18 protein-coding genes are annotated in these 16959 nt (G+C 74.4%); 11 read left to right on the top strand and 7 right to left on the bottom strand.

What is annotated here, in order from left to right:
• Positions 1–223 precede the first annotated feature (223 nt).
• From AB0B02_RS01420 to AB0B02_RS01405, 4 genes are read left to right on the top strand one after another with little or no spacing between them, the layout of a single operon-like run.
• The gene (locus AB0B02_RS01420) at positions 224–844 is read left to right on the top strand and encodes a DivIVA domain-containing protein (RefSeq protein WP_281943155.1); all 621 of its coding nucleotides are present in this window, start codon (positions 224–226) and stop codon (positions 842–844) included.
• Positions 841–1338 (top strand): SRPBCC family protein, encoded by a 498-nt coding sequence (locus tag AB0B02_RS01415; protein WP_281943153.1) that lies wholly within the window; start codon positions 841–843, stop codon positions 1336–1338. Before AB0B02_RS01420 ends, AB0B02_RS01415 begins: the two co-directional genes overlap by 4 nt.
• Positions 1339–1384: 46 nt before the next feature.
• Positions 1385–1969 carry a DNA-3-methyladenine glycosylase I gene (locus AB0B02_RS01410; RefSeq protein ID WP_281943151.1) on the top strand — a complete coding sequence of 195 codons (585 nt, stop codon included), beginning with the start codon at positions 1385–1387 and terminating at the stop codon, positions 1967–1969.
• A 25-nt stretch (positions 1970–1994) separates the two neighbouring features.
• Positions 1995–2618 (top strand): hypothetical protein, encoded by a 624-nt coding sequence (locus AB0B02_RS01405; RefSeq protein ID WP_281943149.1) that lies wholly within the window; start codon positions 1995–1997, stop codon positions 2616–2618.
• Between the two features lie 3 nt (positions 2619–2621).
• On the opposite strand, the gene AB0B02_RS01400 is transcribed toward AB0B02_RS01405, so the two are convergent.
• Together AB0B02_RS01400 and AB0B02_RS01395 are read right to left on the bottom strand one after the other, a co-directional pair.
• Positions 2622–3413 (bottom strand): enoyl-CoA hydratase-related protein, encoded by a 792-nt coding sequence (locus AB0B02_RS01400; RefSeq protein WP_357293075.1) that lies wholly within the window; start codon positions 3411–3413, stop codon positions 2622–2624.
• Positions 3414–3417: 4 nt separating this feature from the next.
• On the bottom strand, positions 3418–4236 hold the full coding sequence (locus AB0B02_RS01395) for a PaaX family transcriptional regulator C-terminal domain-containing protein (RefSeq protein ID WP_281943146.1): 819 nt from the start codon (positions 4234–4236) through the stop codon (positions 3418–3420).
• Positions 4237–4425: 189 nt separating this feature from the next.
• On the opposite strand from AB0B02_RS01395, the gene AB0B02_RS01390 reads away from it, so the two are divergent.
• Both AB0B02_RS01390 and AB0B02_RS01385 read left to right on the top strand, forming a co-directional pair.
• Positions 4426–4593, top strand: a complete 168-nt coding sequence (locus tag AB0B02_RS01390; RefSeq protein ID WP_013283866.1) for a DUF3117 domain-containing protein — start codon at positions 4426–4428, stop codon at positions 4591–4593.
• 144 nt (positions 4594–4737) lie between these two features.
• A complete protein-coding gene (locus tag AB0B02_RS01385; protein ID WP_357293051.1) occupies positions 4738–6198 on the top strand; it encodes a leucyl aminopeptidase family protein in 1461 nt (486 codons plus the stop codon).
• A 10-nt stretch (positions 6199–6208) separates the two neighbouring features.
• On the opposite strand, the gene AB0B02_RS01380 is transcribed toward AB0B02_RS01385, so the two are convergent.
• Complete coding sequence (locus tag AB0B02_RS01380; protein ID WP_281943139.1) at positions 6209–6817, bottom strand: O-methyltransferase; 609 nt, start codon at positions 6815–6817, stop codon at positions 6209–6211.
• 256 nt (positions 6818–7073) lie between these two features.
• Here AB0B02_RS01380 and AB0B02_RS01375 point away from each other — a divergent pair, with 256 nt between their 5' ends.
• A complete protein-coding gene (locus AB0B02_RS01375) occupies positions 7074–8381 on the top strand; it encodes a trypsin-like peptidase domain-containing protein (protein ID WP_357293011.1) in 1308 nt (435 codons plus the stop codon).
• 72 nt (positions 8382–8453) lie between these two features.
• Entirely contained in the window at positions 8454–8888 is a 435-nt protein-coding gene (locus tag AB0B02_RS01370) for a preprotein translocase subunit TatB (RefSeq protein WP_357292991.1), read from the top strand.
• A gap of 45 nt (positions 8889–8933) precedes the next feature.
• Here AB0B02_RS01370 and AB0B02_RS01365 read toward each other — a convergent pair whose 3' ends face one another.
• Genes AB0B02_RS01365 through AB0B02_RS01355 form a run of 3 tightly spaced genes read right to left on the bottom strand, consistent with a single transcriptional unit; the run spans position 8934 to position 12010 of the window.
• Positions 8934–10079: a P-loop NTPase gene (locus AB0B02_RS01365; protein ID WP_281943133.1), complete on the bottom strand. Its 1146-nt coding sequence runs from the start codon at positions 10077–10079 to the stop codon at positions 8934–8936.
• Between the two features lie 10 nt (positions 10080–10089).
• Positions 10090–10734 (bottom strand): DUF1003 domain-containing protein, encoded by a 645-nt coding sequence (locus tag AB0B02_RS01360; RefSeq protein WP_357292942.1) that lies wholly within the window; start codon positions 10732–10734, stop codon positions 10090–10092.
• The gene (locus AB0B02_RS01355) at positions 10727–12010 is read right to left on the bottom strand and encodes a CBS domain-containing protein (RefSeq protein WP_281943129.1); all 1284 of its coding nucleotides are present in this window, start codon (positions 12008–12010) and stop codon (positions 10727–10729) included. The genes AB0B02_RS01360 and AB0B02_RS01355 overlap by 8 nt, the downstream gene beginning before the upstream one ends.
• A 33-nt stretch (positions 12011–12043) precedes the next feature.
• Between AB0B02_RS01355 and AB0B02_RS01350 the strand changes: the two genes are divergently transcribed.
• Positions 12044–12913 carry a PhzF family phenazine biosynthesis protein gene (locus AB0B02_RS01350; protein WP_281943127.1) on the top strand — a complete coding sequence of 290 codons (870 nt, stop codon included), beginning with the start codon at positions 12044–12046 and terminating at the stop codon, positions 12911–12913.
• Between the two features lie 254 nt (positions 12914–13167).
• Positions 13168–13701, top strand: coding sequence for a hypothetical protein (locus AB0B02_RS01345; protein ID WP_281943125.1), 534 nt, complete (start codon positions 13168–13170; stop codon positions 13699–13701).
• A gap of 55 nt (positions 13702–13756) precedes the next feature.
• On the opposite strand, the gene AB0B02_RS01340 is transcribed toward AB0B02_RS01345, so the two are convergent.
• Entirely contained in the window at positions 13757–14725 is a 969-nt protein-coding gene (locus tag AB0B02_RS01340) for a DMT family transporter (RefSeq protein ID WP_281943123.1), read from the bottom strand.
• A gap of 77 nt (positions 14726–14802) precedes the next feature.
• On the opposite strand from AB0B02_RS01340, the gene AB0B02_RS01335 reads away from it, so the two are divergent.
• Positions 14803–16956 (top strand): APC family permease, encoded by a 2154-nt coding sequence (locus tag AB0B02_RS01335; protein ID WP_357292902.1) that lies wholly within the window; start codon positions 14803–14805, stop codon positions 16954–16956.
• Positions 16957–16959: the final 3 nt, after the last annotated feature.

Here is a 16959-nt window from a genome sequence, read left to right as displayed (position 1 = left end):
GCACCCTCGCATGTCCCCGCGGTGCCACCCGCCACCGCCCCGAGATCTTGGTACGTAACGGCCCCTTCCGGGGCACTTACGTACCAAGATCTTCGCGTTTCCTGGAATGTGGAAGACGGGCGGCGGTCGGGAACGAACCTCCACCACGCCGGGAGCGCGGGTTTTGCCGACCGGAGGCCGTGGAGGGCTCGCCCGATCCCGGCCCGCATGCCACGATCTCTCCATGGGTGAGGTTCTGCTCCTCTTGGTCGTCGCGCTGACCGTCGCGGCAGTGGTGTTCGGAGTGACGGTGCTCGTCTCCGGGCGGGATCCGGGGCTGGTGCCGGCCGAGCCGGACGGCCGGGCCGTGCCGCTGCCGGGCGGCCGCCCGCTCGACGAGTCGGACGTGACCGGGGTCCGGTTCGACACCGCGCTGCGCGGTTACCGGATGGCCCAGGTCGACGTGGCGCTCCGGCGGGCCGCCTACGACATCGGCTACAAGTCCGAGCTGATCGGCGTGCTGGAGGCCGAGAACACCGCACTGCGGGAGGGGCGGACCGAAGAGGCCGACGCGTTGCGTCGGGCGCGCGAGGAGGCCGTCGTTGCCGGGGCCGGGACGGGCGGCGACGAGTCGGCCCTCGACCCGTCGGGCGCCGGTCCGGTGACCATCGACCTGTCGACGCCTGAGCCGCAGACCGCTCCGCCGGCCGAGGCGGGCGTGGCGGAGGCGCCGGCCGCCGCCGCGGTCGAGGACACCACGTCCCCGGCCGGTGGGATCACCGCCGGGCCGGCCGGCGCGAGCGCGGACGACAGCGAGGTGGACGACCGGGCCCGCGGGCCGGTGGCCCGCTCGGAGCCGGCGTGACCGGCGCGGAGGGTTCCGCAGGCTTCGCCGAGGCGGCCCAGCCGGGTGCCGCCGAGGTCACCGCCACGGTGATCGTCGACGCGCCGGCGGAGCGCGTCTTCGCGGCGCTGACCGCGTGGGAACGGCAGTCGGACTGGATCCCGTTCACCAGGGTCCGGGTGGTCGAGGGCGACGGCGGCGAGGGCAGCCTGGTCGAGGCGGTCACCGCGGTCGGCCCGGCCGTGCTCCGCGACGAGATGCGGGTGGTGCGCGTCGACGCGCCGTACGAGGTCGGCGTGGTGCACTGCGGCAAGCTGCTGCGCGGCCCGGGCGTGCTGCGGTGCACCCCGATGGACCGGGAGCGCACCCAGGTGGTCTGGCACGAGTGGTTCCACCTGCCGGGCGGGGCGGCGGGCCGGGTGGCCTGGCCGGTGCTCTGGCCCGGCTCGAAGTTCGGCCTGACCCAGGCGCTGAAGAGGTTCGCCCGGCTGGTCGAGCAGGGCCGCCTGCCCTGACCGTGGCGTGCCGGCGGAGTCGGTGGGTCGCACTACCCTGTGCGGCGTGACTGACCTGGTGACCGGCCCGGACGGGCTGCCCCGTTGCGCCTGGGGGGCGAGCACCCCCGACTACGCCGCCTACCACGACGAGGAGTGGGGTCGACCACTGCGCGGCGACGACGCGCTCTACGAGCGGCTCACCCTGGAGGCGTTCCAGTCCGGCCTGTCCTGGCTGACCATCCTGCGCAAGCGGCCGGCGTTCCGGCTCGCCTTCGACGGGTTCCGGATCGAGTCGGTCGCCGGCTACGGCGAGGCCGAGACGGCCCGGCTGCTGGCCGACGCCGGGATCGTCCGCAACCGGGCCAAGATCGAGGCGGCGATCGCCAACGCCCGCGCCGCGCTGGAACTGCCCGAAGGGCTCTCCACGCTGCTCTGGTCGTTCGCGCCCCCGCCCCGACCGGCGCGTCCCGCCTCGTTCGGTGACGTGCCGGCGCTCACGCCGGAGTCCACCGCGATGGCCAAGGCGCTCAAGAAGCGCGGCTTCCGCTTCGTCGGCCCGACCACCGCCTACGCGTTGATGCAGGCCAGCGGCATGGTGGACGATCACCTCGCCGGATGCCACGCCGGTGGTGACCGGGCCGGGGTGTGACGACGCGGCGTGATGGGATTGGGGCATGACCGACACCGAGCCACGGACGAGCGGGACGACCGACGCCGACACCACGCCGGGTGCCTGGGCGGTGCTGCTGCCCGCCGAGCGCTACCAGGCCGAGCGGTTGGTGCACCACGACGTGCTGGAGCTGACCGGGTTGCCGGGGGTGGCCCGGCCGCGCCCGGGTGACCGGGTGGCGGTGCTGGTCGAGGAGCCGCTGCGGCTGGTGGCGCTCGGCCGGGTGACGCGCCCCGGCGCCGGGGGCCGGGAGGATCCGGACGACCCCCAGTCCGACGCGGCGGCCGGCGCGCTCGTGGTGACGTACACCCGGCGGGCGCTCGACGAGCCGGTGCCGGTCGACGGCCCGGCCCCGGACGGCCCGGTCGTCGCGCTCGACCCGGTGCGCTGGCGGGCGCTGGCCGACCGGCTCGGTCCGCCGCCGGCCCGGCGCACCTGGCTGGTCAGCCTCGACCTGCCGATCGAGGCGGCCACGCGGGCCGAGGCGGTCCGGATCTTCTGGTCCTACGTGCAGGAGCTGGGCCCGCGTGAGTTGCCGGCGTTCGTCTCGCCGGCCGGCGACGAGCTGGCCATGCAGGCGTTCGTGCTCGGTGTCGAGGCCAACCAGGACCCGGAGGAGGACGACTGAGCCTCAGCGCCCCTCGAAGACCGGCTTCTGCTTGTTGACGAACGCCATCGTGGCGGCCCGGTGGTCGGCGGTGCCGCCGCAGATGGCCTGCGCCTGTGCCTCGGCGGCCAGCGCGTCGGCGAGCGTGCCGGCGTCGGCGATGGAGAGCTGACGCTTGATCGCCCCGTACGCGACGGTCGGGCCGGCGGCGAGCCGGGCGGCCAGCTCCTGCGCGGCCGGGAGCACCTGCTCGTCGTCGTCCACCAACCGGGTGAGCAGGCCCAGCCGGCAGGCGTCCTCGGCGCCGACCGGCTCGGCGAGCATGAGCAGCTCGACCGCCTTGGCGTGGCCGACCAGCCGGGGCAGCGTCCAGGAGGCCCCGGTGTCGGCGGCGAGCCCGACCCCGGCGAACGCCATCAGGAACCGCGTCTTCGGGCCGCCGATGCGGAAGTCGGCCAGGAACGCCAGCGAGGCGCCGGCCCCGGCGGCCATCCCGCGTACCGCGGCGACCACCGGCTTGGGCAGGTTGGCCAGCCGGGCGGCGATCGGGTTGTAGTGCGCCCGCACGGTGGCGAGCGGGTCGGCGTCCGCCGACTCCAGCGTCTGCACGTGCTCCCGCAGGTCCTGCCCGGCGCTGAACGAGCCGCCCGCGCCGGCCAGCACGACCGCCCGGCAGGAGCGGTCGGTCTCCAACTCGGCCAGCGTCTCCCGGAGCGCCTCCTTGAGCGCCACGTCGAGCGAGTTCATCGCCGTCGGGCGGTTCAGCGTCAGGGTGACGACGGCGTCGGTGCGGTCGACGAGCAGCGGCTCGGTCACGTTTCTAACGACCCTTCTGTCGGGCGAGGCGGTGGCTGGCGTCGAGGCACTGCTCGACGTACCGGTCGGCGGCCGGCCGGAGCCGGGCCGCGTGCCGGTCGAAGAACCCGGCCGCGCTCGTGCCCGGCCAGCGCTCGGGGAGCAGCGCCGGGGGCAACTGCGGGTCCCGGAACAGGAAGGTACGCCACGCGTGCACGAGCCGGAACCGGGCCGCGTACGCCTCCTCGTCGCTGCTGCGGACCGTGACGCCGGACAGCAGCGGCTTCTGTTCGGCGACGAAGCGTTCGTACGCCCGGCCGATCTCGACCAGGTCCCAGGCCCGGCGGACCACGCCCATGGCGCCCGGGGTGCCGGCGGCGTGCGCGGCGGTGAACCGTTCGAAGCGCACGCCCGCCTCGGCGAGCAGCAGGTCGACGTCCTCACCGGGGCGGGTGGCCACCCAGGTGCAGTCGTCGAGCGTGCCGTAGCCGAGGAAGGTGAGGTTGGCGGCGAGCCGCTGCCGGTCCCGGCGGGCGGCGGGCGTCGTGAGGACGAGAAGATCGAACCGTCCGTCCCAACTGTGCCGACCGGTCCGGTAGATCCGGGAGGCCGCCTCGTCGAGTCGACGACCCGCTTTCGGGGTGATCGAATATCCGGGTCCGGAGGCGAGCCGGAGTGGTTCCAGCCAGCCCTGACGGACCATCCGGGACACCGCGGTGCGTACCGCCGGTGGGGCGATCCCGAGCGGCGCCAGCAGCTTGACCAGGGCGGCGACCGGTGCACGGCCACCCCGGACGCGGAGGTGGTCGCCGTACAGGTCGAAGAGTGCCGACCGTGCCTGCATGACCGCACATTGTGACAGGCCTACCCAAGATAAGCTAGATGCTGTTACATCAATGCTGCTTCGGTTTGGGTCCGGCGGTGTTCATCAGGGAAAATCGTTGGTCGACGCCTCCGCGACTGTTGCGGGTGCGATGGCGAAGTGGCTGTGGGGCAACCCACCGACCCTGGTGTAGGTCTGAGGGGAGACAACATGGCGGCGATGAAGCCGCGGACGGGCGACGGTCCGCTGGAAGTCACCAAGGAGGGCCGGGGCATCGTCATGCGGGTCCCGCTGGAGGGTGGTGGCCGGCTCGTCGTCGAGATGACTCCCGACGAGGCCACCGCGCTGGGTGACGCGCTGAAGGCGGCCGCCGGCTGATTCGAGGAGTGGTCCGCGTGGCGTCCGCCGCGCGGACGGTTCGCCCTACCCTGAGCCACCGGCTTGCCCGGTGGCTCAGGGCCTTCCTCGGCCGGTAAGCGGCAGAGCGTCCCGCTTAACACGTTTTCGGAGGTACGGTCCAGCGTGCTGGCCATTCGTCTGGTGAGCGGGTCCACGCGACCCGACGCCCTCGTCCTGCCCATCCGTCCCGGTGGGTCGGACGCCCCGCCGACGTTGGTCCCGACCGCCGTCCCGCCCGATGACGACGTCCGGGCCACCGCGACCGCGCTGCTGCCCGCCGCCCGCCTCACCGGGGCCGCCGGCGAGATCCGCGAACACCTGCGTCCCGGAGGTGCCCCGAGCCGGCTCTGGCTGCTCGGCGTCGGCGACGGCGACGAGGCGGGCTGGCGCTCCGCCGGGGCCGCGCTGGCCCGTGCCGGCAAGGATGAGACACAGATCACGATTTTGCTTCCCGACGGGTCCGAGCCGGCGCTGCGCGGTCTGGCCGAGGGGCTGCTGCTCGGCTCCTACCGGTTCCGGCTCACCGAGGCCGGCGCACGACCCGCCCTGGCCCGGGTGGACGTGCTGGTGGCCGATCCGGACGCGCTCGCCGACACGCTGGCCGCGGCCCGGGTCACCGCCGAGATGACCCGGCTGGCCCGCGACCTGACCAACACCCCGTCCTCCACCAAGCACCCGGCGTGGTTCGCCGACCAGGTGGCCGGCGCCGCCGCCGACCGCCCCGACCTGCACCTGCGCGTGCGTGGCCCGGAGGAGCTGTCGGCCGAGGGCTTCGGCGGCATCCTGGCCGTCGGCGGCGGCTCCGTCCAGGGGCCGCGCCTGGTCGAACTGGACTGGCGGCCGGCCGGCGCGCGTACCCACGTGGTGCTGGTGGGCAAGGGCATCACGTTCGACACCGGCGGCATCTCGATCAAGCCGGTGCCGGCCATGAAGCTGATGCGCAAGGATATGGCCGGCGCCGCCGCCGTGGTGGCCGCCACGCTGGGCGCCGCCGCGCTGCGCCTGCCGGTCCGGATCACCACGCTGGCCCCGCTGGCCGAGAACATGGTCAGCGGCTCCGCTTTCCGCCCCGGCGACGTGATCCGGCACTACGGCGGGCTGACCAGCGAGAGCACCAACTCCGACGCCGAGGGGCGGCTGGTGCTCGCCGACGCGATGGCGTACGCGGTCCGGGAGCTGAAGCCCGACCTGCTCGTCGACCTGGCCACCCTGACCGGGGCGAACGCGGTCGCCCTGGGCAAGCGGCACGCCGCGCTCTACGCCGAGAACGACGACCTGGCCGGCGACCTGCTGGCCGCGATCAGCGCGGCCGGCGAGCGGGCCTGGCGGATGCCGCTCGCCGACGACTACCTGGAATACCTGGCCAGCGACGTCGCCGACCTGCACAGCTCCCCGGCCCGGGGTGCCGGCTCGGTGGTGGCCGCGCTCTTCCTCCGCGAGTTCACCGGCGACCTGCGGGACCGCTGGGCGCACCTGGACATGTCCGCCCCGTCCTGGTCCGACGATGTGCACGGCGAGCTGACCAGGGGCGCCACCGGCTGGGGCGTACGCGGGTTGCTGCGCTGGCTGGCGACGCTGGGCTGAGCGGGCGGCGTCAGCTCTTCACGGCGGCGAGCAGCCCGTGGCCGACCGGCAGCAGCGCGGGCACCCAGTGCTCCGACTCGCGGATCGCCTTGATGGTCTCCCGCACCGTCACCGTCTCCATGTCCCGCGCGGCCGGGTCACCGATCCGGCCGGCGGCCAGCGCGCCGTTGAGCGCGAGCACCCCGCCGGGACGCAGCAGCCGCAGCGCCGCGTCCACGTACGCCGCGAAGCCGGGGCCCGGCGCGTCCGCGAAGACCAGGTCGTAGACGCCGTCCGCGAGACGCGGCAGCACGTCGAGCGCCCGACCGGTGATGATCCGGGTACGCCCCGACGGGAAGCCCGCCTCCTGGAACAGCCGCCGGGCGATGCGCTGGTATTCCACCTCCACGTCGATCGTGGTGAGCACGCCGTCGGGGCGCATGCCGCGCAGCAGCCACACGCCGCTGACCCCGGTGCCGGTGCCGATCTCCACCACCGCGCGGGCGTTACCGGCGGCGGCGAGCAGGCGCAGCGCGGCACCGGCACCGGACGTCACCGCCTCCACACCCACCTCGTGGGCGAGGGCGCGGGCCGTGCGCAGCACGATGTCCTCGGTGACGTACGACTCGGCGAACTGCAACGCCTGGGCCGTCGAACCGCCGGGACCGGCGACCGTGGCGATGGGGCACCTCCTGGGGGCGGGGCTGGTGCGAGGGGTCGGTTGGCACTGTGAGCGTAGAGGCGAGCCGGTACGCGCGCAGCCGCGAGTCGGCCCTCGGGCGATCACGGGCGGCAACCCCTGACTCCACCCGGGGCATCCGTGCAATCCTGGATGGGTCCCGCGCGTCTCGATCGTCCGGCTCCGCCGGCGTCGGCGCGGGGCGCGCGGGACGAATGTGGGAGGCACGGACGTGACCGACGGCTGGGACTGGCGCCGGCCCGGCGGCTCGGGCGCACCGGCGGGAGGGCCGGTGCCCGGGCAGCCACCGCCGAGCGCCGGGGGTGGCACGACGTCGCCCTGGTGGTCCGACGCGCTGGCCGACCCGTGGCGGGACCCGTACGCGCCCGCGGCCGTGGTGGTCCCGGCCACCGCGCCCACCGGAGCGGGTGAGCCGGAGCCGGTCACCGACCCGGACGTGCCGACCCGGCCGGGGCTGCGTCAGGTGGTGTTGATCTCGCTGATCACCGCGCTGCTGGCCGGCTCACTGGGCAGCGCCCTGACCTACGCCTTCCTGGGTGGCGGCGCCGTGCCGACGCTGGGCGCGCAGGCCGGGCAGGCTCCGGCACTCGCCCAGCGCAAGCCGGAGTCGCTGGCCGGGGTCGCCGAGCGGGTGCTGCCCAGCGTGGTCACCATTCGGGTGGCCAGTCTCGGCGGCACCAGCGAGGGCTCCGGCTTCGTGGTGAGCACCGACGGGCACATCGTCACCAACGACCACGTGGTCGCGGACGGCCCGGGCAAGGCCACGGTGGTGTTCAACGACGGCAGCACCGCCGCCGGCACCGTGGTCGGGCAGGACCCGGAGTCGGACATCGCGGTCATCAAGGTCACCCGCAGTGGGCTGACGCCGGTGCAGTTCGGCGACTCGGACGCGCTCGCGGTGGGGGACCCGGTGCTCGCCATGGGTTCGCCGCTGTCGTTGGCCAACACCGTCACCGCCGGCATCGTCAGCGCGCTGGACCGCACCATGCAGGCGGGCGAGCCGGGCGGGCCGACCCGCTACTACGCGGCGATCCAGACCGACGCCGCGGTCAACCACGGCAACTCCGGCGGCCCGCTGGTGGACGGGGCGGGCCGGGTGGTCGGCGTGAACTCGACGATCAAGTCGCTGGTGGCCGACGGGCAGGAGGCCGGCAACATCGGGCTCGCCTTCGCCATCCCGATCAACCAGGCCAAGCGCGTCACCGAGGAGATCATCGGCACCGGCCGGGCCCGGCGTACGGTGATCGGCGCCTCGGTGGGTGGCACCGGCGCCACCGGCGGCGGGGTGCGGCTCAACGCCGTCGAGCCGGCCGGTCCGGCGGCGGCGGCCGGGATGCGTACCGGGGACGTGGTGCTCCGGCTGGACAAGCACCCGATGACCGACCCGACCGACCTGGTGGCGTTGGTGCGCAAGTACGCGCCGGGTTCGGTGGTGACGGTGGAGTACCGGCGCGGGTCGGCTCGGCAGAACACCTCGGTGACGCTCGCCGCGGACGCCAAGTGAGGACCGGTGACCCCCTCCCGCCGGGCCGCCTTCCGTGCGTAGTCTTGCCCTGACACGGACGAGGAGGCCGGAGTGTTCGAGAACCTGAACTGGTGGGAGATCGGCGCCCTGCTGCTCCTGGCATTGTTGATCTTCGGGGACCGGCTGCCCAACGTGATCAACGACGGCCTGCGGATGGTGCGCAACCTGCGGAACATGGCGCGGAACGCGACCGGAGACCTGAGCCGCGAGCTGGGGACCGACATCCAGCTGGAGGACCTGCACCCGAAGGCGTTCATCCGCAAGCACCTGCTCAGTGAGGACGACGAGCAGGCGATCCGGAAGCCGCTGCAGAGCATGTACGACAACCTGCGCTCGGACGTCACCGGCGTGCACGACGAGCTGAAGGACGTGGCCAAGGCGGCGGACCTGCGCACCCCCACGCCCCGCCCGGCGGTGGGGACCCCCACCGCCACCCCCACCCCCACCACCCCGACCCCGCGCCCGTCCTACGACGACGCCACCTGACCCCGTCCCCCACGGGATCCGCGGGGGAGGGTGAGGGGAAGTGGGTCAGCGGCCGGCGGGCTTGAGGCCGAGCGGCTTGCCGAGCAGGGACTCGCGGCGCACGGCGAGCCGGTCGGCCACCTCGAACATGGCCTTCGCGGCCGGCGCGTCCGGCTGGGTCAGCACGATCGGCTGGCCGGCGTCGCCGCCCTCGCGGACCCGGGTGTCCATCGGGATCTGCCCCAGCACCGGCACCTGCGCGCCGATGGTCCGGGTCAGCGACTCGGCCACCGCCGCGCCGCCGCCGGCACCGAAGACCTCCATCCGGGAACCGTCCGGCAGTTCGAGCCAGGACATGTTCTCGATCACACCGACCACCCGCTGGTGGGTCTGCAACGCGATGGCGCCGGCCCGCTCGGCCACCTCGGCGGCGGCTGCCTGCGGCGTGGTGACCACCAGGATCTCGGCGTTCGGCAGCAGTTGGGCCACCGAGATCGCGATGTCGCCGGTGCCCGGCGGCAGGTCGAGCAGGAGGACGTCCAGGTCACCCCAGTAGACGTCGGCAAGAAACTGCTGGAGCGCGCGGTGCAGCATCGGGCCGCGCCAGACCACCGCCGCGTTGCCGGGAGTGAACATGCCGATCGAGATGACCTTCACGCCGTGCGACTGCGGCGGCATGATCATGTCCTCGACCCGGGTCGGCGCGCCGTCGGCGCCGAGCATGCGGGGCACCGAGTGGCCGTAGATGTCGGCGTCCACCACGCCGACCGACAGGCCGCGGGCGGCCAACGCGGCAGCCAGGTTGACCGTGACGCTGGACTTGCCGACGCCGCCCTTGCCGCTGGCCACCGCGTAGACGCGGGTCCGTGAGCCGGGCTGGGCGAACGGGATCACCGGCTCGGCGGTGCCACCGCCGCGCAGCTTCGACTGCAACTCCTGGCGCTGCTCCGGGCTCATCACCCCGAAGATGATCTCGACGCGACTCACCCCGGGCACCGCCCCGACCGCGGCGGTGATGTCGGTACGCAGCTTGTCCTTCAGCGGGCAGCCGGCCACGGTGAGCAGCAGCTCCACCCGCACCACGCCGTCGTCGTCCCGCTCCGCGGAGCGGACCATGCCGAGTTCGGTGATCGGCCGACGGATCTCCGGGTCGTTGACGGTGGCCAGCGCGGCCTGGATCGCGTCGGAGACGGTGCTGACGGGTGCTGACATGCCGGTAATGCTACGTCGGGCTCTGGTGGCGGGCGTCGTGGGCGTGGTCACCGTCGAGCTCGTCGCGGGGCTCGTCGAGCGGGCGCCCACCGGGCGGTCGCCGTGCCCCTCGGTCCTGCTGTCCGCGGTCCTGCTGTCCCCGCTCGTGCTGCCGCCGTTCCAGCTTGCGCCGCCGCTCGGCTGCCTCGTCCAGCTCCTCGGCCAGCCGGGTCAGCTCGGAGCGGAGGAAGTCCCGGGTCGCCACGTCCCCCATCGCGATCCGCAACGCGGCGATCTCCCGGGCCAGGTACTCCGTGTCGGCCTTCTGCATGGTGGCCCGCCGCCGGTCCTCGTCCAGCGAGACCCGGTCCCGGTCCGCCTGCCGGTTCTGCGCGAGCAGGATCAGCGGGGCGGCGTACGAGGCCTGGAGGGAGAGCACCAGCGTCAGGAACGTGAACGTGTACGGGTCGAACCGCAGGTGCGCCGGGGCGAGCGTGTTCCACAGGAACCAGGCGGCCAGGATCAGCGTCATGTAGACCAGGAAGTTGGCCGTGCCCATGCCCCGGGCGATGCCCTCGGCCCAGCGGCCGAAGGAATCCGCGTCGATCCGGGGCAGGTGCAGGCCCCGGGGGGCGCGCGGCTGGTCGAGCCGCTCGCCGCGTCGCTGCTCACTCATCGTCCACGGTCCCGTCGTCGGTGGCGGACGGGGTCGGTGCCGCGTCCCGGTCCCGCCAGTCGCGCGGCAGGGAATGGTCCAGCACGTCGTCCACCGTGACGGCGCCGACCAGCCGGTTGCTCCGGTCCACCACCGGCATGCCCACCATGTCGTAGGTGGCCATCCGGCGGGTGATCTCGGTCAGCGGGGTGGACGTCCGGAGCGGGTCGATGTCGTTGACCACGATGCCGCCGAGCAGGTCGGCCGGAGGCTCGCGGAGCAACCGCTGGAAGTGCACCATACCCAGGTAACGGCCGGTCGGCGTGGTCAACGGCGCGCGGGTCACGAAGACCTGCGCCGCCACGGCGGGCGAGAGCTGCACCTCCCGGATCCGGGCCAGGGCCTCGGCGACGGTGGCGTCCGGTGGCAGGATCACCGGCTCGGAGGTCATCACGCTGCCGGCGGTGCCCGAGGCGTAGCGCAGCAGTTGGCGCACCGGATCGGCCTCGTTCGGCTCCATCAGGTCGAGCAGCACGTCCTGCTCCGGCGGGGGCAGCTCGTTGAGCAGGTCGGCGGCGTCGTCCGGGTCCATCTCCTCGAGTACGTCGGCGGCCCGTTCCCGGTCCAGGGCGGCCAGGATCTCCACCTGGTCGCGCTCGGGCAGCTCGCTGAGCACGTCGGCGAGACGCTCGTCGTCGAGCGCGGCGGCCACCTCGTTGCGCCGGGCGTCGGGCAGGTCCTGGAGCGCGTTGGCCAGGTCGGCCGGGCGCATGTCCTCCAGCACGGCGAGCAGGTTGGCCGTACCCCGGTTGTTGTCGCCCACGACGCCGAGGCCGCGGACCCGGTCCCACTCGACCTGGTGCAGGTGGCCGCGGCGGGTGAGCCGGCCGGTCTGCTCGCGGACGGCGACCCGGGTCAGCGCCCACTCGCCGCCGCGGCTGTGCTCCATGGCCACGTCCACCACCGAGCCGGTCGGCCCGCTGTCGAGCTGGACCCGCCGGTCGAGCAGTTCCTGGAGCACCAGCAGCTCGTTCGGTCGTTTCTCGAACCGGCGCAGGTTGAGCGTGCCGCTGCCGAGCACCACGGCGTCCGGGTCGATCGAGGTGATCCGGTTGATGGAGAGGAAGATGCGGCGCCGCATGGGCATCTCGGCGACCAGCCCCACCACCTCCGGCGGTCGTTGGGTCGGACGCATTCGGGCGACCGCGTCGCGGACGCGGCCCACCTGGTCGCCGTTCGGGTCGAAGACGGCGACTCCGGCGAGTCGAGCGATGTAGACCCGGTTCGGCGTGCTCACGGGCACCAGCCTAAGGGCCTACTCTCTAACAGCATGTCGACCTTGGCCTACGAGATCGTGGACGTCTTCACCGACCGCCCGTTCGCCGGCAACCCGCTGGCCGTGGTGTTCGGCGCGGAAGCGCTGGCCACCGAACAGATGCAGGCGCTCGCGCTGGAGTTCAACCTGTCCGAGACGGTCTTCGTGCTGGCGCCCACCCAGGCCGGCGCCACCTACCGGGCCCGCATCTTCACCCCGACCGACGAGCTGCCGTTCGCCGGGCACCCCAGCGTGGGCGCCGCGGTGACCGCCGGCCGGCGCGGCCTCTTCGAGGTGGGCCGGGTCACCCAGGAATGCGGCGCCGGCGTGCTGCCGGTCGAGGTGACCCCCACCGGAGCGACGCTGACCGGGGGCACCCCGACGCTCGGCCCGGAACTCGACCCGGAGCCGCTGCTGGAGATCGTCGGGCTCACCGCGGCCGACCACGCCGGGCCACCGCCGCGCGTCGCCGGGTGCGGCCTGGAGTTCCCCTACCTTCCGGTACGCCCCGACGCGGTGGCCCGGGCGCGGCTGAACACGGCGGCGGCGGAGCGGTACGGCGTCGAGCACGTCAGCCTCTTCTCCTGGGACCCGGAGTCGCAAACCGCGCACGCCCGGGTCTTCGTGCCCGGGATCGGCGTCCCGGAGGACCCGGCGACCGGTTCGGCCGCGCTCGGGCTGGGCGTCTGGCTGGTCGCCAGCGGCCTGCTGCCGGGCGAGGGTCGGACGCCGTACGCGGTGCGCCAGGGCATCGAGATCCACCGGCCCTCGTCGTTGGCCTGCACCGTGACCGCGGCCGGCGGGACGGCGGTCGGCGCGACCGTCTCCGGTCAGGTGGTGCCGGTGGCCCGCGGCGAGATCACCGTCCCGCCCTTCGTCGGCTGAGCGGCCCGTTGACGGTTGAGCCGTCTCCGGCGGCGGGCCATGTGCGGGGGCGCCGGCGCTGTCGGTGCGCAGGAAGGAGCAGTCCGCCGCGCCTACGAACTTGATGGCGTGAACGGTTCACCGGTCCCGTGAACCGGCATCGGCTGCTGGCGACCGGGTAGCGGTGACCCGTCGACGCCATCAAGTTGGTAGCGCCGTAGGTGAGGTCTCCCGTGCGAGCCCGCCCGCTCCGAGGAACCCATCCGGCGGTGGTAATGCGGGAGGATGGGCGGGTGAGCGACGAGGTGGACGAACGGGTGAGCCTGCCGTTGGTGGACGAGGCGGTGAAGAAGGCCGCCGTCTGTTGGGTCGGCGTCGGCGACGGCCCGGCGTACGCGCTGTGGTGCCTGCCGCTGGACGGCGCGTTGCTGGTGGTGACCGGCCCCGGCGAGCAGGCGGCGCCTGGGCTGGCCGACACCGAGGCGGCCGAGGTGACGCTGCGCGGCGACCACGGCGGGCGGATCGTGAGCTGGCCGGCGCGGGTGGGTCGGCTCCGGCCGGGCACCGAGGAGTGGGACACCGTCGCGCCGCTGGTGGCGGCGAAGCGGCTCAACGCGTCCGGCTCGGCCACCGAACTGGTGGCCCGGTGGGCGGCCGAGGGCTGCGCGCTCAACCGGCTCACGCCGGCCGGCACGGCGGTGAGCGGCACCGACCTGCCGGACGGCCCGTTGACCGAACAGCCGCGCCCGGCGTCCGTGGTCCGAGCCGTCCGCAAGCCGTTCCGCCTGCACCGCGTCCGCCGCCGCTGACCCGCCGCCGCTGACCCGCCGCCGCTGACCCGCCACGGAACGTAGGGGGCGGCGGTCAGTCCCGCAGCGGCGGCGGGTCGACCGGCACCGGGACCGGCGCGGCGCGGCGGCCGGCCCGCGCGCCCCCGAGCACGACCACGGCGACGCCCACCAGCAGCAGCGCCAGCCCGGGCAGGGCCAGCGGCCGGGGTAGCTGACCGAGCCAGACCCAGCCGATCAGCGCCGCGCCGGGCGCCTCCAGCAGGATCAGCACGCTGACCGTGGTGGCGGAGACCCGGTGCAGCGCGTAGTTGAACATCGAGTGCCCGAGGAGCTGGGCGCCGGCCACCAGGCCGAGGATGGCCAGCCACGTCCCGCCGTCGTAGCCGTGCAGGCGTACGCCGCCGACCAGGCAGACCACCAGCAGGATCAGCGCGCACACGCCGTAGCAGACGGTGGTGTAGCCGGTGGTGCTGACGCTGGCCCGGGCACGTTCGCCGAGGGCGGTGTAGACGGCCGCGAACATGCCGCCGGCCACGGCCAGCAGGTCGCCGGCGAACGCCCGGCCGGAGACGGCGACGTCGGCGCCGGTGGCGAGCGCCGCGCCGAGCACCGCCACCGCGATGCCGGCCCAGACCGCCGCCGGCAGCCGATGCCCCTGCCAGCGGGCGATCAGCCCCTGCCAGACCGGCTGCGTCGCGCCCAGCGCGGTCGCCGCCGCGACCGAGGTGAGCTTCGCGCTCGGCATCCAGGTGGCGAAGTGGGCGGCCAGCGCCACCCCGGAGAGCACGCAGTACAGCCCCTCCCGACGGCCCGGCCCGACCAGGAGCGCCCGGAGTTCGGCCCGTCGACGGGTCACCGCGACCGGACCGAGCACCGCCACCGACAACATGTTGCGCCAGAACGCGACAGCCAGGGCCGGCGCGGCGGCGAACGCCACCAGCGGCGCGGACGACGAGACGGCGGCGACGGCCAGCGCGAGCGCGCCGACGGTCAGCGTGTCGAGCGGCGGGCGGTGTCCAGCGGTGTGCACGGCTCCGATCATGCGCGTTCCGGCGCTCCCCGGGCCGAACTGTCGCCGAACCGGCCACCGGAGCGGCCGCGGTGCACGACAGTGCGGGAGTGGAGGCAGAGCGGGACGACGCGGCGGAGTCGGGCACCGTGGTCACGCCGTCGGCCGAGTTCCCGCCGCTCGACGCCGAGGAGCGGGCCGCGCTCGGCCGGCTCGGCACGCGCTGGCACGGCCCCCGGGAGGCCGGCGACCCGCCCGTCGACCCGACGCTCGGCCGGCGCGGGCAGTCGCCCCGACCCACCCGGTTCGGGCGGTTGGCCCCGATCGACCTGTTCGACGTGGCGCAACCGGACGAACTGGTCGCCACCGGACCGGCGTACCTGCCCGGCAACCGGGCCGGCCGGGCGGTGGCCCGGGTCCGCCGGACCCTGCTCGGCCCGCCGCTGGCCAGCAGTTCCGTGCTCTACGAGCGGATGCGCAAGCTGGTCGCGCTGCCGGTGCTCTCCTCGGACCTGCTCAGCTCCGTCGCGTACGGGCCGGAGGCGATGCTCGCCGTGCTGGTGCTGGCCGGTGGTGCCGCGCTCGGGCTGGCGTTGCCGCTGGCCGCGCTGCTGGCGGTGCTGATGGTCGCGGTCGGGCTCTCCTACCGGCAGACCATCCCGGCCTATCCGCACGGCGCCGGGTCGTACCTCGTGGCCGGGGACAACCTGGGGCGTACGGCGGGACTGGCCGCCGCAGCCGGGCTGATGCTCGACTACGTGCTGACCGTGTCGGTGTCGGTGGCCGCCGGCGTGCACGCGGTCACCTCGGCGCTGCCCGGGTTCACCAGGTGGACCGTGCCGCTCGGGGTGCTGGTGATCGCCGTGCTGCTCGCCGGCAACCTGCGTGGCGTACGCACCGCCGGCAACATCTTCGTGCTGCCCACGTACGCGTTCGTGGTGGTGGTCCTCGCGGTGCTGGCGGTCGGCTACGCGAAGGCCGCGGCGCGGGGTTTCGCGCCGGTGCCGCCGCCGACGGTGCCCGCCGCGGAGGGGTTGGGGCTGCTACTGGTGCTGCGCGCGTTCTCCTCCGGCGCGGTGTCGATGACCGGCATCGAGGCGGTCTCCAACGCGGTGCCGGCGTTCCGCCCGACCGAGTGGCGCAACGCCCGCACCACGCTGGGCTGGATGGTCGCCATGCTGGTCACGCTCTTCGCCGGCCTGGTCGGGCTGATCCACCTCGACGGCCTGGTGCCCCGGGCGGACGAGACCGTGCTGTCCCAGCTCGGCCGCGTCACGTTCCCCACCGGCCCGGGGTACGCGATCCTCCAGGCCACCACCGCGCTGATCCTGCTGCTGGCCGCGAACACCGCGTTCAACGACTTCCCCCGGCTGCTGTTCTTCATGGCCCGGGACGGGCACGCGCCGCGCCGCTTCCTGCACATGGGTGACCGGCTGGCGTTCAGCAACGGGCTGGTCGCGCTCGCGCTCGCCGCGGCGGCCGTCTTCGTCGCCTTCGGTGGGCACACCCAGACGCTGATCCCGCTCTACGCGGTCGGCGTCTTCCTCGCGTTCACGCTGTCGCAGATCGGGATGGTGGTGCACTGGCGACGCCGGCGCGGGCGGGGCTGGCGGCGCCGGCTCGCGGTGAACGCGGTCGGCGCGACGCTCTCCGGGCTGGTGCTGCTGACCGCCGCGGTCGCCAAGTTCACCGAGGGCGCCTGGGTGGTGGTGGTCGCGGTGCCGCTGCTGGTGCTGCTGTTCCGCCGGATCCACCGGCACTACGCCACGCTGCACCGGGCGCTGGCGCTGCACCCGCCGCCGCCCGGGGCGCCGCCCGGCCCGGCCGGCTCCGCCGAGGGCGAGGAACTGCCCCAGCAGGTACGCCACCTGGTGATCGTGCCGGTGGCCCGGCTGAACCGGGCCTCGCTGCGCGCGCTGGCGTACGCGGCCTCGCTGGGCCGGCCGACGCTGGCCGTGCACATCGCGCCGGAGGAGGCCGAGGCGGACCGGTTCCGGGACCAGTGGCGGGCCTGGGGCGACCACCTGCGGCTGGAGACGATCGTGTCGCCGTACCGTTCGGTGATCGGGCCGCTGGCGCACTACCTGGAGGCGCTGCACGCCGCCGGCCCGGAGCTGACGCTCACCGTGATCGTGCCGGAGGTGGTGCTGCGCCGGCGTCGGCACCGGTTGCTGCACAGCCGCGCCGAGCAGCGGCTGCGCGCCGCGCTGCGGGCGCTGCCCGGCGTGGTGGTGACGAGCGTCCCGGTGCACGTGTCGCAGTGACGC

The organism is Micromonospora sp. NPDC049240 (assembly GCF_040647835.1).
In the GTDB taxonomy this organism is placed as follows: Bacteria; Actinomycetota; Actinomycetes; order Mycobacteriales; family Micromonosporaceae; genus Micromonospora.
Note: the sequence above shows the minus strand (reverse complement) of the source record. Positions and strands in the feature narration are given on the sequence as shown.

Bases quoted from the DNA above. Each gene is read 5' to 3' on its own strand.
- AB0B02_RS01420 (WP_281943155.1), top strand. From the start codon at position 224: ATGGGTGAGGTTCTGCTCCTCTTGGTCGTCGCGCTGACCGTCGCGGCA.
- AB0B02_RS01405 (WP_281943149.1), top strand. From the start codon at position 1,995: ATGACCGACACCGAGCCACGGACGAGCGGGACGACCGACGCCGACACC.
- AB0B02_RS01395 (WP_281943146.1), bottom strand. From the start codon at position 4,236: ATGCAGGCACGGTCGGCACTCTTCGACCTGTACGGCGACCACCTCCGC.
- AB0B02_RS01390 (WP_013283866.1), top strand. From the start codon at position 4,426: ATGGCGGCGATGAAGCCGCGGACGGGCGACGGTCCGCTGGAAGTCACC.
- AB0B02_RS01365 (WP_281943133.1), bottom strand. From the start codon at position 10,079: ATGTCAGCACCCGTCAGCACCGTCTCCGACGCGATCCAGGCCGCGCTG.
- AB0B02_RS01360 (WP_357292942.1), bottom strand. From the start codon at position 10,734: ATGAGTGAGCAGCGACGCGGCGAGCGGCTCGACCAGCCGCGCGCCCCC.
- AB0B02_RS01350 (WP_281943127.1), top strand. From the start codon at position 12,044: ATGTCGACCTTGGCCTACGAGATCGTGGACGTCTTCACCGACCGCCCG.
- AB0B02_RS01345 (WP_281943125.1), top strand. From the start codon at position 13,168: ATGCGGGAGGATGGGCGGGTGAGCGACGAGGTGGACGAACGGGTGAGC.
- AB0B02_RS01340 (WP_281943123.1), bottom strand. From the start codon at position 14,725: ATGATCGGAGCCGTGCACACCGCTGGACACCGCCCGCCGCTCGACACG.